The sequence below is a fragment of the Streptomyces sp. NPDC048142 genome (assembly GCF_043202835.1).
GTDB lineage: Bacteria > Actinomycetota > Actinomycetes > Streptomycetales > Streptomycetaceae > Streptomyces.
This window is the reverse complement of record NZ_JBIDBC010000063.1, coordinates 1-14,721: the sequence shown is the minus strand read 5'-3', so window position 1 is coordinate 14,721 and position 14,721 is coordinate 1. Positions and strand designations below refer to the sequence as shown.

Below are 14,721 nucleotides of genomic sequence, written 5' to 3'. Positions count from 1 at the left end.
GCGAGGCTTCGTAGACCAGCTCGTCGTGGTGAAACGCGTTGGTGAAACGCGACCTGGAAGGGCCATAAACGCAGGTCAGGGGTGAAACGCTTCGGTGCGTTTCACCCCTGACCCGTTCCCGCGTTTCACCTCTCAGGAGCGCTCTGACGGCTCCTGAGAGGCGGTATCAGCCGTCTTCCCGGCTCTGCCACACCCAGCCGCGTACGGTCCGCCCACGGGCCATCTGGCGCTCCCACGCCTGCGGGAGCTCCTCCGTGGTCCAGGCCCGGTAGCTGGCCCACTGGAGGGTGACGGCCTTCAGTACCCGCTCCTGTTCCTTCGCGGCCCTGGCGATCCCGCCCCCGATCAGGCAGTAGATGACCAGCAGGACCCAGGTGGCGAGGTGCAGTCCGTGGAGGGCGATGAGGAGGCCGACCGCGATGTTGCAGGCGAGCAGGAGCACCAGGCCCGCCGCGACGTATCCGCCGGCCACCGCGAGGCCGGGCAGGCGGTCGGTGAACGTCATCGGCTCCTCGGTGGTGTCGGTGTCGACGTCGTCCGGGGCCGGGGTGGTCGGGGTGTTCTTGACGAGGCTGAGGTCTGCGGGCGTCATTTCTTTCGCTCCTTCTCGACGGTGACTTCTTCTACGATGAGTCCGCGCATTTTGAGTTGGCGGGCGAGCGCCATATAGGCGACCTGCCATCCCACCTTGAGCCTGAACATTTCGAGCGCTTCCCGCTGCACATCTTCGGTGGAGATCGAGCCGAGGATTTCGCTTTTAGAGATTGCGACATCTGCCGCGACAATCATTTTCTTAGCGAAGTGGAGTTCGGCAAGTTGCTTTTTGCGGCGGCGTTCGAGGCGGAAAGAGTTGAACATGGGGGCCTTTCCGGTGGGGGCCGGATCAGATAATCCGGCCCCCACCTGATTCGGTTATTCGGTGCCGGTTGCGGCTTCTTCTTCGTCTTCCGAGTTGATTCGGTTGCGGGCCCAGATTTCGAGGTCGCGCGGGTCGTAGAGCTTTTCCCGGCCCTTGATCTCGACGTGGTCGGGGAACTGCGGGTCGCGGCCCCGAGCATTCCTCAGCGCCATCAGATCGCGCTTTTCCTGCGACGTGGTAACACCCGGGTTGGGCGGTCCGGAAATTCCCGCGCACACGGTCTGAGCTGCTTCGGAGAGGCCGATAGCGGCGGGCTTCTCCTCAGCCGCGGGGGTCTCGACGGCGCGGAGGTGACGGGTGCCGTCTGCGTCGGACACAACCCGTTCTTCCACGTGGGAGGGGGTGGTGTGTCCACTGATCGGTGTGTCACGCCGACCGAGCTCGTAGGGCTTGGGGGCCGGGGTGACGATGCCGGAGGTGGCCCAGTCGCGGGCTTCCTCATCCGTCATGAAAAGGACCTGAGTTTCGTGTGCCTGCCCTGCGAGAACTACCTGGACGCGCCCGGAGTGACGCGACGCCTTCGGAATCGGTGAAACTTCCGGGACAAGCATCCGCCATGCATTCTGGCTGTATCGGGCGAGAATGCGTGCGGTGAATGCCTCACGCATTTCGGGGCCACCCACGGTCGCGGCGGTAAGCGACTGGCCGACCATGAACGCGTGCATCTTCTGCGAGCGGCCCATGAAAAGGGTCTCCCCCAGGGCTTCAACAGCGGGGCTTTCCTTGGACTTGTCGCCCTCCGGCTTGTTCTTCGCCCACCACTTCGCCAGACGCTTACGCATCGTGTTGGCTTCCTCAACCACGAGGAGGATGCGGGGGCCCATGTCGAGGGGCGGCATTCCCTCCATTTCCCGGTGGGCGTTCTTTTCTCCGATATCCATGCGCTCATTTCCCTCTTCCGCGAGGGCAACGAGGACTTCGTGAGCGTCCTGGACCGACCTCACGTAAAGAACGTTCGGCAGTCCGTAGGCCCACACGTGGGAGGTGCGCTTGAAGTCGATGATGATGACCACGCCGCCGTGGTGGAGGAGCTGGCTGGCGAACGCGCGGATCAGGACCGACTTCCCGGCCCCGGGGGCCGCGCTGAACATCAGGTGCGGCGACTCGTCGTCCAGGTCGATGCAGATGCCGACGTCGCGGTGGGAGAGGCCGAGGAAGGGTGCGCCGACGGACGCGCGCTCCACCCGGGCCCGGATCTCGGGGTCGGAGAACAGCACCTTCGCCGGGGCCCGGGACGCCTGGCGGAAGACGATGTGGCGCTTGGTGCCGCTCATCTGGACGTTGGCCTTCACCTCCTGGAGGCCGAGCTTGGTGATGACCATCTGGGCGACCTGGCGGGCCTGTTCGGGGCTGTTCCAGTTCCCGGGGAGGTCGACGCGGATGACGTCCCCGTCCATCTCCTGGTAGCCCTGCGGGACGCTGAGGTACGCGGAGGGCGCGGTGCCCTCCGGCAGGCCCAGGAGGTCCCGCAGAACGACGTGGAGCGGCCACACCCAGTCCTTGCGGTGCCGCCAGGTGACCAGGCCGTCAACGCCCCGGAAACCGGCCCACGTTGCTGCTGAGCAGGCCCCGGCGATGCCGGAGAGCTGGAGGGCCTGGAGCGTCTCCGTGGGCTCCACAACGGCCGCGTAGCCGGTCCCTCCGACCAGGAATCCGCCGAACGCCCTCATGCCGACCATCTCCCAGCGGGAGACGTAGTCCCAGCGGTGCGGGGCCTTGCCGTCCGCCCTCATCGTGGTCAAGGGCGTGCCGCGGTGGGTCCAGGTGCGGTCGGTGCGGGGCTCCCCGTCCAGGGTGTCCCCGGAGACGAGACGCCAGACGCCACCGAACGCTGCCGGCAGCGACGGGCGCTGGGACCTCTTGGGCTTGGTCGCGGCCTGCGTGCCGGGCTGCGGGGAGGGTGCGAACATCAAGTGCTCCTGTGACTGGGAGTTGGGCCCCTACCTGTCCGTAGGGGTCGTGGGGGCCGGACTGGCATCCGGCCTTCCGGTGGCGGTCCGGACTGGCATCCGGACCGCACATCGGTCTCTCATCTGCTACAGGTCCAAAAAACGGGCCTGTTGTGACACTCGGGGCCGACTTTTTTCAACCGGCTCTCGGTGTGGTGCCTATAGAGGTGTCGGGGACGGCCGCCGTGTGACATTCGGCGCCCGGGTTTTTCAGAGGTAGGGCCCGGCCTGGTGGACCGAGGAGGCGGGCACCTTCGGGAGCTGGCGGTTGATCTCGCGGCGCAGGCTGTCCGGCTTCGGGGTGAACGGCAGGCGGTTGGGGACCTCGGCCTTGATCGCGTCCCGGTCGGTGGTGCCCTCCTCGATCACCTCGCGGACGGCCTGCGCCAGAGTGGCGGCCTGTGCCCTCTTCGCCGGTCCCCGGGCCGGGGCCGTGCGCGGAGTGCCCGATCCCTGACCCGCCGGGGCGGGCACGGCCGGACCAGCGGCGGTCAGCGCGGCGGGCACGGCCGGGGCAACCTGAGTCAGGGCGGCGGGCGTGCCCGCGATCGGCTGCCAGTCCAGGCGCTGGAGGTGGGCGCTGATGCGGGCAGAGGCGGGCAGGTCACCCGTGTTGACCTGCGGGGACGTGGTGCCCCGCTGCTGTCCCGCGTCTGCCCCCGGGGCAGTACCCTCCGTGAGCTCAGTGCCCGGCGTGGACTCAGTGCACTCCGTGAGCTGCGGGGCATCAGTGGCCTCAGTGCCCCGCGTGAGGACGGAGGAGCCGAGACCCTGCCCGCCGAACAGGGCAGCGAGCGCGCTGTCTGCCCCGCTGGTGATCCGGTCGCGCTGGACAGTCATCAGGTCCGTGCCCAGACGGGCATCGCCCGTGCCCACCTTGGCCGCCAGTCGCCAGGACTTCCGGGCGGACATCCACCGGACGATGCCCGTGGGGTGGGCGTTGGCGCGGGAGTGGTGGTAGGCCAGGTCACGGACGATCCGCGCGGCCCGGGTCTCGGCCTCAACGTCCCGGCCCTCCTGGAAGATGACCACCCGGCGGGCGAGGAACGCGATGCCCTCGGCGGCGGCCGTGATCGCCATCGGGGTCAGCGCGTAGACGATGGTCTCGCCGGTGCCGGTCGCGGCGGTCGCGCCCATCACCCCGGCGGCGGCCGGGAGCGACCAGAGGCCGGCGCGGACCAGCCGCGGGGCCGACTGCCCGAGGAGCGTGGTGACGAGGAGGACCAGGGCGAGCACGACCGTCGCGCCCTCACCGGCCGCGAGCGCGCCCACGGCGGTCTCACCGCCGTACTCACCGCTGATGTTGGAGTAGGTTCCGATGCCCCCGGCGATCCCGACCGCGATCATCGGAACGATGACGCCGATCAGGAGGCCGGTCTGCATCCCGGTGAGCTTCCGGCGGGTGGTGGTCTGGGGAGCGTCCTCGGTCTGGCCGGGGGCGGTGTCGGTGGTGGTCACGGGGTTTCCTTCCTTCTGGGGGTCTGGGGGGTTGGGGACCCGTTTTCCCAGGTAGAGGCGTTCGGAGAGGCTGGGGGGTTGGGGGTCTGGGGGTTACTTCTTCGCGTCGGTGGCGGCCTGTGCCAGGCCCTTGAGCCGGGTGACCAGCCACCCGGCGGCGACGATGGCGCCCACGGCCGTGAGTCCGACCGGGACGGCGTTCGCACCGATGACGCCGATCAGGCCCATGAGGGTGCCGCCGCAGATGACGACCAGCCCGGCGACGCAGCCGCAGAGCACGACGGCGACGACCAGGAGCAAGACCACGTTGATGACCAACTCGCGCTGGGCGGGCGACATCGAGGAGGTCTCGGGGAGCTGGACGACGATCTGCTGGGGCTGCTGGCCGATCGTGTAGTGGTACGGGATGCCGTCGCGGTACTCGACGGCCGGCGGGCGGTGGTGCGCGGGAACAGCCGTGCTCGGCACGGCCGGGGTCTGCTGCTGGTACGGCTGGGGCACGGCGTTCACGGGGTACCTCTCGGGTGATCGGGGCCGGGGCCACAGGACGTGGCCCCGGCGGGGCTGGGGATGTCAGGCGTCGGTGCTGAGGACCAGGCGGGCGAGGCGGGCGGCCGGGAACGAGAGGCTGTAGCCCTTGCTCAGGTGGACCTCGATCCGGCTCCCGGCGTCCTCGAAGCCCCGGACGATGACGGGGATGTCGGCCTGGCGGCCGGTCTGGATCGTGCGGTGCGGGGCGTGCTCGCCCTTGCGGAAGGTCGTGCCGTCGGTGAGCTGGAGTTCGGTGATCTGGCGGGCCATGGTGATGTCCTTTCAGGCCGCGAGGGCGGCAGTGTCGGCGCATCCGGGGCAGGAGCCCAGGGACGTCGGGATGACGTAGGAGTAGGTGATCGTGCAAAGCGGACAGGTCCGCCGGGCGCGCATCATCGCGGCGACGGCGCGCGCCCGGCCGGGGGTCATCGGCCTCACCGGGAGGGCGAGGTCGAGGCGGTAGAGGTAGGCGGCCCGGACGGGCCGGGTGCGGGTGAGCGGGTCACGGCGGCCGTGCCAGAGGATCTGTGCGACGACGTCCTGACCGCCGGGGCGCAGGCCCCGGGCCCGGAGCTGGCGGCGCGTGGCGAGGCCCTCGGGGGCGAACTTGCGCGGGTAGGTCGGCAGTCCGTACGTCTCGCCGGTCGGGTCGAAGAACTTCACTGCGGTCACCTCCTGTTCTGGGCTGGTCGGTCGGGGTGGTGGGGCCGTTGGGGGACGGCCCCACCAGGGGAAGAGGACAGGTCACTCACGCAACCGCCAGGCGCTCACCGGTTCACTCACCACCGGCACCCGGTCACGGTCACGGATCGGAGAAGCCGGGGCCGGGGCACTCACCACGCTGTGGGTAGTGAGTGCGGTGACCAGGGAGGGCAGGCAGTAGGCCAGGGCGATGGCGAGGGCGCCCACGGCGGCCACGGCCAGGACCAGCAGCCCGGCGGAGAGCGGCATCCCGCCCTCGCTCACCAGGCCGACCAGTCCGGCGACGACCAGGAGCGCGGCGAACTCGGGGGTGCGGGTGGTCATCACCACCACCCCTTGCGCTTGCCGGGGACGATCATGTCGCCGTGGCCGTGGAGCATGTGGGCGACGCAGGCGGGGCAGTCCTCGCGCGGGCCCAAGTGGGCGTGCTGGGCGCGGGAGTCGTACGCGTGGAGCCAGCACTGCCGGCACTCGCCCGGCGGCGGGGTCAGCGCCTTCTGGCTGGGTGCCATCAGAACCACCCGCGCTTGCGCTCGCGGCGGGCGGCGGCCTCCTGGTTGGCCGTCTGCTGGCGCTCGTTCTCCAGGACCCGGACGTCGGCGGCGGCGCGCTGCTGGGCGTTGGCCCAGATGCGGTCGGCGGCGCGTTCGGCGGCGGGAGCTCCCTTCAGCTTCGTCGCCCGGACGAAGCCGACACCCATGAGCCCAGCGAGCTTGGCCTGGTCCCCGGCCGAAAGAGCGGTGCTGTCACCGCTGTTCAGGCGGTCCAGCTTGTCCTGCGCGATGGTCAACTGACGGTTGATGCGGCGGTTCCCCATGGTGGGTCAGCCCCTCTTCGGGTAGGTGTGGCCAGCGGGCGGGTACGGCTCACCGGACAGCGACACGGTGGCGTCGAGGACGACCTCCTCGAACTGCGTGAGCGGGACGTCCTCACCGCCCCGGCGCTGCTCGTACGCGGCCTCCAGGCCGTCCAGGAGCAGAGTCGTGCGGGCGGCGTCGTCGGCGGCGGTCTCGCGGCGGCGGAAGATCCCCATGGTCAGCAGCCCCCGCAGGAACCGGCGTTGGTGTCCGCGACGTACCAGGCCCCGCAGTTCGGGCACTGCCACATGTGGCGCAGGACGGCGGCGATCAGGGCGCTCACGGCCGATCACCCGGCCAGCGCGAGCGAGGCGCGGAGACGGCGGGCACCGGCGTGCTTGCGCTTGCGGACGGCCGTCTCGGACCGGCCGATGCGCTGGGCGATCCGGAGGTCCGACAGGCCCTGGGCCTTGAGCTTGAAGACGATGGCCTGGCAGTCCGTCAGGTCCTCGTACGCCAGGGCGTCATCTTCGGCGGCCGGGGCCGGCGGAAGGGCGCGGGAGGTGAGGACGTCGGTGAAGTCCTCGGGGGTCTCGCTCGCGCTGCGGGGCCGGTAGCGGTCCACGGCGGCGCGGAAGGCGATCGAGCGGAGCCAGCCGTACGCGCGGTCGTCGTCGGCGCGGAGCTGGTGGAGGGAGAGCGCGGCCCGCAGCCACGTCTCGGAGACGACGTCCTCGGCGGCGGCGTGGTCCCGGGTGCGGGACACGGCGAAGCCGAGAAGACGGGTGTTGTGGAGGCGGAACAGCCGGTCCAGCCGGTCCGCGGCTTCGGGGGACAAAACGTAGGATGTGGTCACGGTCCCTCCAGTCAGGGATCTGGAGCCCGGCCGGGGTCTGTGAGAAGTAACCGGCCGGGCTCTTTCACGTTCACCGTGTGGTGAACGGCTCCACCATGACAGGAATTGTGGCACAATTCAAGCTATGACGCCGCTACACAAAAAAAGGTGGCGTGATGGTGGCGAAAACGCCGCCACCTGATACGTTGTGTGATGATCCAGCTAGAGCCGTGACACGGCTCTCTGCCAACCCAAGATGAGGACCTATGACCAGCGGAAAGGCCACACTCCCCGACACCATCACGGCGCTGCGGACGTACATCGCTGCCCACGAGCCCGGCACCGCGCTCCCCTCCGAGACCGCCCTCGCTGCCGAGATCGGGAGCACGCGGACGCTCGTGAACAGCGCCATCAGCCAGCTCATGTCTGAGGGTCAGCTGATCCGCCAGGGAAAGAAGGCAATCGTGCAGCCCATCCGGACCATCCTTCGTCAGGTGCCCACTCGGTACACGGCCACGTATCGCGAGGCCCACGGTGCCCGGGGAGCATTCGACGCGGAGATTCGCGAGCACGGGATGCAGCCCCGGTGGACGACCGAGCCTGGCCAGGAAGAAGCGACTGCCAAGGTGGCCGCGCTCCTGGGCATCGAGCCGGGTACGGAGGTGACGGTGCGGGCTCGCGAGATGTTCGCAAACGACGTCCCCGTCCAGATCGCCATCACCTACATCCCGGCCGACGTCGCGACGTCGGCCGGAGTCACCGGGGTCGAGAGCGGAACCGGCGGCATCATCAGCCGCATGGGAGAGACCGAGACTCAGCAGTCCAAGGTCACAGAGACCATCCAGGTCCGCGTTCCCGACGAGCATGAACAGCAGCAGCTCAAGCTGCCGGGCGATGCCAGGGTCTACGAGCTGACGCACATCGGGACTACCGAGAGCGGACGCGCGGTCGAAGCGACCATCCACGTGATGCCGGTCCACCTGTGGGACCTGTCCTACACATGGGACCTGAGCTAGCCAGAAGTGGTGTCCCTACCCCCCGTAGGGGTGTCCGCTTCGGGGCGTAAGCTTCCGACTCACAACTGAAGATCCATAAACGTAAAAAAGCCGCGTGCCCCAATCCGGGCTCTCGGTCAGGGTTCGAAGCCTGACCGCGAGTCGAAGTCCCGGAAGAGGAGCAACGCGGCGAGCAATCCAAAGCTCACCGCTGAGTGTAAGGCAGGGGTGGGGAGATTTCTCCCCCACCCTCGTGTTCTAGCACGCGACACGCCGGTGGTGGGCCTCCTAGGAAGGGTGGCCCCGGTGCCGCAGGAGGCACAGGCAGTACAGGATGACCCGGACGAGGGTGCCGCGCCGAGAAGGCCGGCCCCCGCTCGGAAGCGCCGCACCTCGGGTAGCGGCGGCGGCCAGGGTGGATCGGTCACGGTCCTGGGCCGCAGCGTGGATGGTGACCCCGGTCTCCGTTACGTCATCGACGGGCCCCGCCCCGGACTCTTCACCGTCTCGGATGACCCGACGAAGCCGCCGAAGCGGTTGTTGTCGTGGGCGCCGGAGGTGTTCGAGCACCTGGTCCGCCTGGACGAGGACGGCCGCTGCGTTGAGCGCCGTTACGGCATCCGGGTCGACGGCGTTGAGCAGACCATCACCTCGGACGACCTGGTCACCGGCCGCGTGTGGCGGGAGATGATCCCCGGTGCGAAAGGCACGGGGCGCAGCCGGGTCCGTGACGCACTGGAGAACGTTGTGACCGAGCAAGCCGTCGATCTGCCGTCCACGTGGATGCTCAAGCGGACCGGGTGGTACGACCTCCCCGACGGCCAGTGGGTCTACGTCCGGGCGAACGGCCTGGACCGCCCCGGCGCCCAGGTCCGCACGCCCGGGATGCCGGAACCGCATGTCCGTGCCGCCCGGCCGCTGGACAAGCCCGCGAACCGGCCCGCGCTCAAGCGGATGATCCGCGACGTCGCCGCGCACGGCTGGGGCCCCGGGCTCGGTCTGGCCACCGGCGTACGGGCCCTGGGCTGGTCCCTCGTGCCGGTCTACGGGTCGCTGATCCCGGTCGGTGAACCCAACTCGGGTAAGTCGATGACGTTCTGGACCGCCGGATGCGTGACCCTCCCGTCCGGGTGGCCGCCCCTGGTCGACGCCAGTTTCTCCGACACCATCACCGGGATGGAGAAGAAGATCGGCTTCGGTGCGGACCGGGTCATCGGCATCGAGGACATGCCGCTGACCGCCGTGTCCGACAGCTCCGAGGTCCGCGAGGCGATCCAGAAGGCCGACCGCATCACCCGGGCCGCGTTCAACGGGACCGTGATCCGTGACCGCGCGGACCGCCGGGGCGACCTGGTCCCCGACGCCGTACGCGTGCGCGGCATCCTCATCCTGACGGCCCAGCAGCTCCCCACCGGAGTACAGGCGTCGATGCTGCGGCGCGTGGTCCTGGCCGAATTCGCCAAGGGCGACAACGACTTCAAGTGGTACGCCCGCAACGGTGCCGGGCTCGAAGCGTCCTTCCGTACGGTCGGGGACCAGGTCATCGCCCACATGGAGAAGCTGGGCAAGGTCGAGGCGGAGAAGTGGGTCGAGAAGTGCGACAAGGCCGCGACCGCGAAGTTCATGCCGGTCGCTGAGGCCGCGATCGGCCCCGGCCCCGACGGCATGGACGGCGTGCTCAAGGCCGCGTGCCAGATGCTCGCCGGGCTCCAGATGATCGCGGACGTCTGCGACTTGGACGTCGACCCGATCTGGGCGGCCGTGATGCCGAAGTTCGCGGCCTCGCTCGCTACGCAGGCCCGCACGATGGCCGACCGCCAGACCGCTGACACCGGCCTGGACGAAGCTCTCGGCATCGTCCTGAGGAAGTCTTTCCAGGAGCGCCGGGCTCACATGCGGTGCCCGGACAAGGCCGCGCCGCTGCCGATGGTGCCGGGCCAGACCCCGCAGGCCCAGGGCTTGCGCGAGGACAACTACCAGGGCCAGACGACCGGTGTCGGCGGCGAGGGCGCATCGGTGTACTACATCGAGAACCTCTCGGCCCTGGGCATCACCAGCACGGACCTGCACACCCTGGTCACGGCCGCGAGGGACCCCCGGCTGATGGGGTACCAGGTGAAGTCCCTGCCCGGTCATCTGCTCAAGCACGGGGCCGTGCTGAAGTCGACGCAGACCGGCCAGACGGCCACGACCAAGGTCCGGATCGGCGGCTCCAAGGGCAAGGTCATGCCGCTGGTTCTGATCCCGGTGGACACCGTGTTCACCCTCCCCGAGGACGAGGAGGAGGAGCCGCCCGGCCCCGGCCAGTTGAAGTCGGTCGACGGACCCGGTGGCCCTGCGCCGGCTGAACCTGCGCCGACCGAGGAGCCTGAGCAGACCGCGTTCGACGTCGAGGACCAGGAGGAGAAGCACGACCAGGAGCAGCCCGCCGAACCGGCGGTCGAGCCGGTGGCCGCCGCTGCACCCGCCCCCGCTCGGGTTCCCGCGCCGCGTCCCGAAGCCGCACAGGCCGGGGCGGCCGGGGACGCGGGGCCGGTGGTTGTGGTGACCGGCGGCCAGCTGGTGCACGCCGCGACGATGGCCCGCCAGGATCTCTCCGAGGAGGCCCGCACCGACATGGGCAAGCTCCTGCTCGAAGCCGGGCGGGTGGAGCCGCACGGCCGCCTCACCATCGTGATCGGTGAGGACGCTCACCGCGGCTACCGTCTCGGTGCTGAGGCCCCGGGCCTGGCCGCATCGCCCTGGTCTCCCGCGTTCAAGAGCGCGGTCGACGCCGGATGGCATAAGCCGTTCAACCCCGGGATGAAGCCCTACGTCGGCACGTCCGCGCTGCTGGCTCACCCGGACCGGCGGGGCGATGTGCGGGTGATGCCCGCGAAGTGGATCGCGCCGGACATGTTCCCGCGCTACCGCACCCGGGCCATGGTCCAGGCCGAGGAGCACGACCAGGCCGACGCGCTCACCCTGGCCTACCGGCTCTCCCGGTTCGCGGAGACGACCGCGTTCGCGTTCGAGGGCACGCACGCGGGGACCGGCATCAAGATGATGCGGGCCATGGTCGAGGCGACCGCCGAGCGTCAGCCGAAGTGGCAGGGCTCCATCGCCATGTGGCCGACCGTCATGGACGACTCCGACTGGTCCCGCCCCCTCACCGAAGAGGAGGCTGCCGGGTCGCACGTCCACCTCTACGACGGGGTGAAGGCGTACCTGCCCGCCTACCGGCAGGCGATCGTCTCCGGCGACGACCTGCGCCGCGTCGAGCACCCGATGTTCGACAAGGGGATGGCCGGTCTCTGGCGGATCACCGTCCCGTACTGGCCCCATGAGCACCTGCCCGCCCCGGTCCCGAACGCCAAGGAGGGAAGCGTCGTTGTCGTGACGACCGCGATCGTCCAGGCGTACTTGGACCTCGGGATCTCCCCGGAGATCAGTGAGGCGTGGATCTCCAAGGCCATCGGCTACGAGGGCCTGCGCCGGTTCAGCGACTCGATCCGCGACCAGCTCGTGTCGCTGGAGGCCAGTGGTGACGAGGACGACCGGGCGGTCGCCAGCGCGCTGAAGGAGGTGTTCCACTCCGTCCACGGGAAGCTGCGGAACAGCGCTCAGGGCATCATGCGGCGGCCCGACTGGGGCCACGCGATCCGCGACGCGGCCTGGGCAGCGATCCTGCGGAAGGCGTACATCGCAGCCGGGCTCATCCCCGTCCGGGGCCAGCGGGCACCCGAGGACGCGCGCCGGTTCCCGGTCCGGGTGAAGACGGACGAACTGGCCTACCCCGGCGAAGGTGAAGACCCCACGGCCGCCGTGCCGTTCGGCCTGCGCCTGGTGGAAGGCCAGGGCTCGAACCTGGGCCGCTTCCACGCGGACGCCGTGCCGATGGACGACTACCGCCAGGAGCAGGACGCCAAGCGCCGCCAGGCCGAAGCGATCAGCGAACGACTCGCAGCCCGCAAGGCTGCTCGGAAGGGTGAGAAGTGATGGAAGGACTCAAGAACGCACTCTTCAAGGGCCTGGCCAAGCGCAGCGCCAAGTCCGAGGACCGCGACGCGGCGGTGAGGGCCGGTCAGCTCCTCAAGCGCGTGGGCGGGTCGGTGAAGGACGCGGCCGCCAAGGTCGGCGCCTCCCCCCGGACGTTCAAGCGGTGGCTCACCGGTGAGGCATCTCCCCGGGCGAACAACAACGAGGCGCTGAACCGGGCCAACCGGGATGTGCTGGTCCCTCAGGGCCGCCGCGAGCGGCTCCTGAAGGCGGCTGATGATCAGCACTTGGACTACAACGAGGACGGCGACTCGTGGGGCGTTCGTCGTCCCGAAGGGGTGGGCGCTCCCGCCGGCGGATTCGTCGTGGACGCCACCATCACGGTCAGCCAGGACACGCGGCGGCGGTCGGTGAACCTCGGGGAGTACCTGAGCAGTGGCCACATGAGCGACCTCCTGGACGCGTTCATGAGCGGCAACCAGTCCAAGGCCGAAGGTGTGCTGACCGAGGGATTCGAGCTCTGGGTTCCCAGCGCTCACATCGACGCGGTGCACGGCATCAACTTCGCGCCGTTGGACTACGAGGGCTGAGCTGATCAGTAGAGTGGGCCGGACCCTCCACGGGGGTCCGGCCCACTGTCACGCCTGCTGTCACGCTGCCTGTCACGCTCCCTGTCACGCTGGGCCCTGTCGTGCCTCTGACCTGGGAGAACGCCCCGAAATCCCCACGGCGCGTTTCGGCGTGACAGCGCGACAGCTACAGCCGTCCGTCCCCGGCCTGGAGGCGCTTGGCCACCCGGTCGGACAGCTTCTCGTCGTTGAGCACCTCGTCCGCCAGGACCCGCAGCAGCGCCGACAGGTCGACCGAGGACAGGTCCAGTTCAGCCGCGGTCGAGTTGCACCAGCGCTTGAGGCTCCGATGGGTGGACGGCCGGACGTCCACGGTCACCCGGATCGGTTTCGTGCGCGGGAGCTCCGGGGCGGCAGGTGGCTGGTTGCCCTTGCGGTTGACGGTTCGGTCGTAGCCACGTCCGGACGGGGTCACTGGGTCGCTCCCTTGCGGTCGAGAAGTTCCCGCACGAAACGCCTCATGTTCGTGCCAGGGGTCTTGGGCTGGATGGCTTGGCGGAACCGGTCGTCGTGGTAGGGGATCACGGTGTCCATCACATCGAAGCCGAGGTTCTCCAGGGCCTTGCGAACGTCCGCGTCGGGACCGGTCCGGGTGCGCTTGGACCGGTTGGTTCGGTTCAGCGACGCGACGATGTCCGCCGGCCTTTCGCGGAGCTCCTGGACCTCCTCGAAGAACTCGATCAGCCGGTAGCGGCCGGAGTCGTCAGCCGCGCCGCGCGGGGGCTCGAACATCCGGTCCACCTCGTAGTGGCTCGGGGCCACCGGCACGATCCAGGTGTCCGCGTACCGCAGGGCGCCCCGGGCGATGCGTGCGTGGTCCTCCACCTGCGGGACGTCGATGATGACCAGGTCCACCCCTCCGTCCAGGTCCGGGAGCTTGCGGTGCAGGTCCGGCTCAGCCATCCCGACGACCGGCCATTTGAAGCCGCCCGCGCGGTTGTACGCGGCCAGGCAGCTACGGCCCTCGTCCGCGTCGACCAGCAGGGGTTTCAGCCCTTCCTCGTACGCGGCCTGCGCGGCGAACACGGCCGTGGTCGACTTCCCGACCCCCGGCTTCAAGTTCACCAGTGCCCATGTATGCGTCATGGCCCGAATTCTACGGGCCGTACTGATCATCAGTGCCTCAGTGGCTCACGTAGGTTCCGTAGACTCCTGCCATGCAAGCCAAGCAATTCGTCGTCGCGGTCGAACCCGAGAAGCTGACCCGGCTGAACGACGTCGTGAAGCGGTACAGCGATGCCGAGGACGAGTGGTTGAAGCAGATGCGCAAAACCGTGCGCCTCAGCTCCCTGAGAGGGCCCGACGCCAGCGCGGCCCGCCAGCAAATCCGGCTCCATCGTGCCGAGCTGCGTGAGCGCGGGGAGCTCCGGGGCACCCGCGACCTCGTCATCGCGTACGAACTCCGGGCCGTGCTCCGGGCCCGCAAGATGGACGAGAACTGGAACCCCATCCCGCCCCGCGACGTCGGCGCGGTCGGCCGGCCTTTCGGCGCATCCACCGACCGCTACCCCCGCACCGACGAGGATGAACCGGCACTCAAGGCGCGGATGCCCGTCCGGCTCCCGGCCGAGCTGGGGGAGCAGGTAGTCCGCGGCTGCTACTGGACCAGCGCCCCGGCGGTGCAGGCTCTCAAGGCATGGCAGAGGCGATGGGGCGACGGTCCGGTGGTCATCCTCAGGGAAGCTCAGAGGCAGCACGCAGAGGGATTGGGAATGGCCCTGGCCACGATCCTGGCGGGGATGGCGCCCCGGGCGACCCGTGAGGCCCTGGAGGAGCGCGCCACCCTGCAAGACCAGGTGATCACGTCCGGCGATCTCATCAGGGAAGCCGTCGACCGCGCGATCCGGTGAGCCTCGCTTCCCCTCGAAGAACTGGAAGCCGTACCGGCCGCAGGTCCCGGTACTTCCAGTGTCCCACCGGGGGCCCCG

18 protein-coding genes are annotated in these 14,721 nt (G+C 69.5%); 4 read left to right on the top strand and 14 right to left on the bottom strand.

The annotated features are described in order from the left end of the window. Positions 1–166: 166 nt before the first annotated feature. The 12 genes from ACGF2Y_RS36055 to ACGF2Y_RS36000 all read right to left on the bottom strand — a co-directional run bounded on the left by ACGF2Y_RS36055 (position 167) and on the right by ACGF2Y_RS36000 (position 7,212). On the bottom strand, positions 167–592 hold the full coding sequence (locus tag ACGF2Y_RS36055) for a hypothetical protein (RefSeq protein ID WP_392956193.1): 426 nt from the start codon (positions 590–592) through the stop codon (positions 167–169). Then, entirely contained in the window at positions 589–858 is a 270-nt protein-coding gene (locus ACGF2Y_RS36050) for a hypothetical protein (protein WP_392956190.1), read from the bottom strand. Before ACGF2Y_RS36050 ends, ACGF2Y_RS36055 begins: the two co-directional genes overlap by 4 nt. A 54-nt stretch (positions 859–912) precedes the next feature. Continuing rightward, positions 913–2,829: a pRL2-11 gene (locus ACGF2Y_RS36045; RefSeq protein ID WP_392956188.1), complete on the bottom strand. Its 1,917-nt coding sequence runs from the start codon at positions 2,827–2,829 to the stop codon at positions 913–915. Between the two features lie 249 nt (positions 2,830–3,078). Continuing rightward, positions 3,079–4,326, bottom strand: coding sequence for a conjugal transfer protein (locus tag ACGF2Y_RS36040; protein WP_392956185.1), 1,248 nt, complete (start codon positions 4,324–4,326; stop codon positions 3,079–3,081). A 93-nt stretch (positions 4,327–4,419) separates the two neighbouring features. After that, positions 4,420–4,836: a hypothetical protein gene (locus tag ACGF2Y_RS36035; protein ID WP_392956182.1), complete on the bottom strand. Its 417-nt coding sequence runs from the start codon at positions 4,834–4,836 to the stop codon at positions 4,420–4,422. Between the two features lie 63 nt (positions 4,837–4,899). Next, a complete protein-coding gene (locus ACGF2Y_RS36030) occupies positions 4,900–5,127 on the bottom strand; it encodes a hypothetical protein (protein ID WP_392956180.1) in 228 nt (75 codons plus the stop codon). Between the two features lie 12 nt (positions 5,128–5,139). Continuing rightward, positions 5,140–5,520 carry an RRQRL motif-containing zinc-binding protein gene (locus tag ACGF2Y_RS36025; protein WP_392956195.1) on the bottom strand — a complete coding sequence of 127 codons (381 nt, stop codon included), beginning with the start codon at positions 5,518–5,520 and terminating at the stop codon, positions 5,140–5,142. Between the two features lie 81 nt (positions 5,521–5,601). Continuing rightward, positions 5,602–5,883 (bottom strand): hypothetical protein, encoded by a 282-nt coding sequence (locus ACGF2Y_RS36020; protein WP_392956178.1) that lies wholly within the window; start codon positions 5,881–5,883, stop codon positions 5,602–5,604. Continuing rightward, positions 5,883–6,071, bottom strand: coding sequence for a pRL2-8 (locus tag ACGF2Y_RS36015; RefSeq protein WP_392956175.1), 189 nt, complete (start codon positions 6,069–6,071; stop codon positions 5,883–5,885). The genes ACGF2Y_RS36020 and ACGF2Y_RS36015 overlap by 1 nt, the downstream gene beginning before the upstream one ends. Further along, positions 6,071–6,376: a hypothetical protein gene (locus tag ACGF2Y_RS36010; RefSeq protein WP_392956173.1), complete on the bottom strand. Its 306-nt coding sequence runs from the start codon at positions 6,374–6,376 to the stop codon at positions 6,071–6,073. The genes ACGF2Y_RS36015 and ACGF2Y_RS36010 overlap by 1 nt, the downstream gene beginning before the upstream one ends. A gap of 6 nt (positions 6,377–6,382) precedes the next feature. Beyond that, entirely contained in the window at positions 6,383–6,592 is a 210-nt protein-coding gene (locus ACGF2Y_RS36005; RefSeq protein ID WP_392956170.1) for a hypothetical protein, read from the bottom strand. Positions 6,593–6,705: 113 nt separating this feature from the next. Then, positions 6,706–7,212 carry an RNA polymerase sigma factor gene (locus tag ACGF2Y_RS36000; RefSeq protein WP_392956167.1) on the bottom strand — a complete coding sequence of 169 codons (507 nt, stop codon included), beginning with the start codon at positions 7,210–7,212 and terminating at the stop codon, positions 6,706–6,708. Between the two features lie 245 nt (positions 7,213–7,457). Here ACGF2Y_RS36000 and ACGF2Y_RS35995 point away from each other — a divergent pair, with 245 nt between their 5' ends. The 3 genes from ACGF2Y_RS35995 (at position 7,458) to ACGF2Y_RS35985 (ending at position 12,754) form a co-directional block, all read left to right on the top strand. After that, complete coding sequence (locus tag ACGF2Y_RS35995) at positions 7,458–8,207, top strand: GntR family transcriptional regulator (RefSeq protein ID WP_359653901.1); 750 nt, start codon at positions 7,458–7,460, stop codon at positions 8,205–8,207. A 423-nt stretch (positions 8,208–8,630) separates the two neighbouring features. Next, positions 8,631–12,164: a hypothetical protein gene (locus tag ACGF2Y_RS35990; RefSeq protein WP_392956164.1), complete on the top strand. Its 3,534-nt coding sequence runs from the start codon at positions 8,631–8,633 to the stop codon at positions 12,162–12,164. Further along, complete coding sequence (locus tag ACGF2Y_RS35985) at positions 12,164–12,754, top strand: hypothetical protein (protein ID WP_392956162.1); 591 nt, start codon at positions 12,164–12,166, stop codon at positions 12,752–12,754. Before ACGF2Y_RS35990 ends, ACGF2Y_RS35985 begins: the two co-directional genes overlap by 1 nt. 166 nt (positions 12,755–12,920) lie before the next feature. Here the strand turns inward: ACGF2Y_RS35985 and ACGF2Y_RS35980 are convergent, their stop codons facing one another. Both ACGF2Y_RS35980 and ACGF2Y_RS35975 read right to left on the bottom strand, forming a co-directional pair. Next, complete coding sequence (locus ACGF2Y_RS35980; protein WP_359653894.1) at positions 12,921–13,208, bottom strand: hypothetical protein; 288 nt, start codon at positions 13,206–13,208, stop codon at positions 12,921–12,923. Further along, positions 13,205–13,879 carry a hypothetical protein gene (locus ACGF2Y_RS35975; protein WP_392956159.1) on the bottom strand — a complete coding sequence of 225 codons (675 nt, stop codon included), beginning with the start codon at positions 13,877–13,879 and terminating at the stop codon, positions 13,205–13,207. Before ACGF2Y_RS35975 ends, ACGF2Y_RS35980 begins: the two co-directional genes overlap by 4 nt. Before the next feature lie 71 nt (positions 13,880–13,950). Here ACGF2Y_RS35975 and ACGF2Y_RS35970 point away from each other — a divergent pair, with 71 nt between their 5' ends. Further along, complete coding sequence (locus tag ACGF2Y_RS35970; RefSeq protein WP_392956158.1) at positions 13,951–14,643, top strand: hypothetical protein; 693 nt, start codon at positions 13,951–13,953, stop codon at positions 14,641–14,643. Positions 14,644–14,721 lie beyond the last annotated feature (78 nt).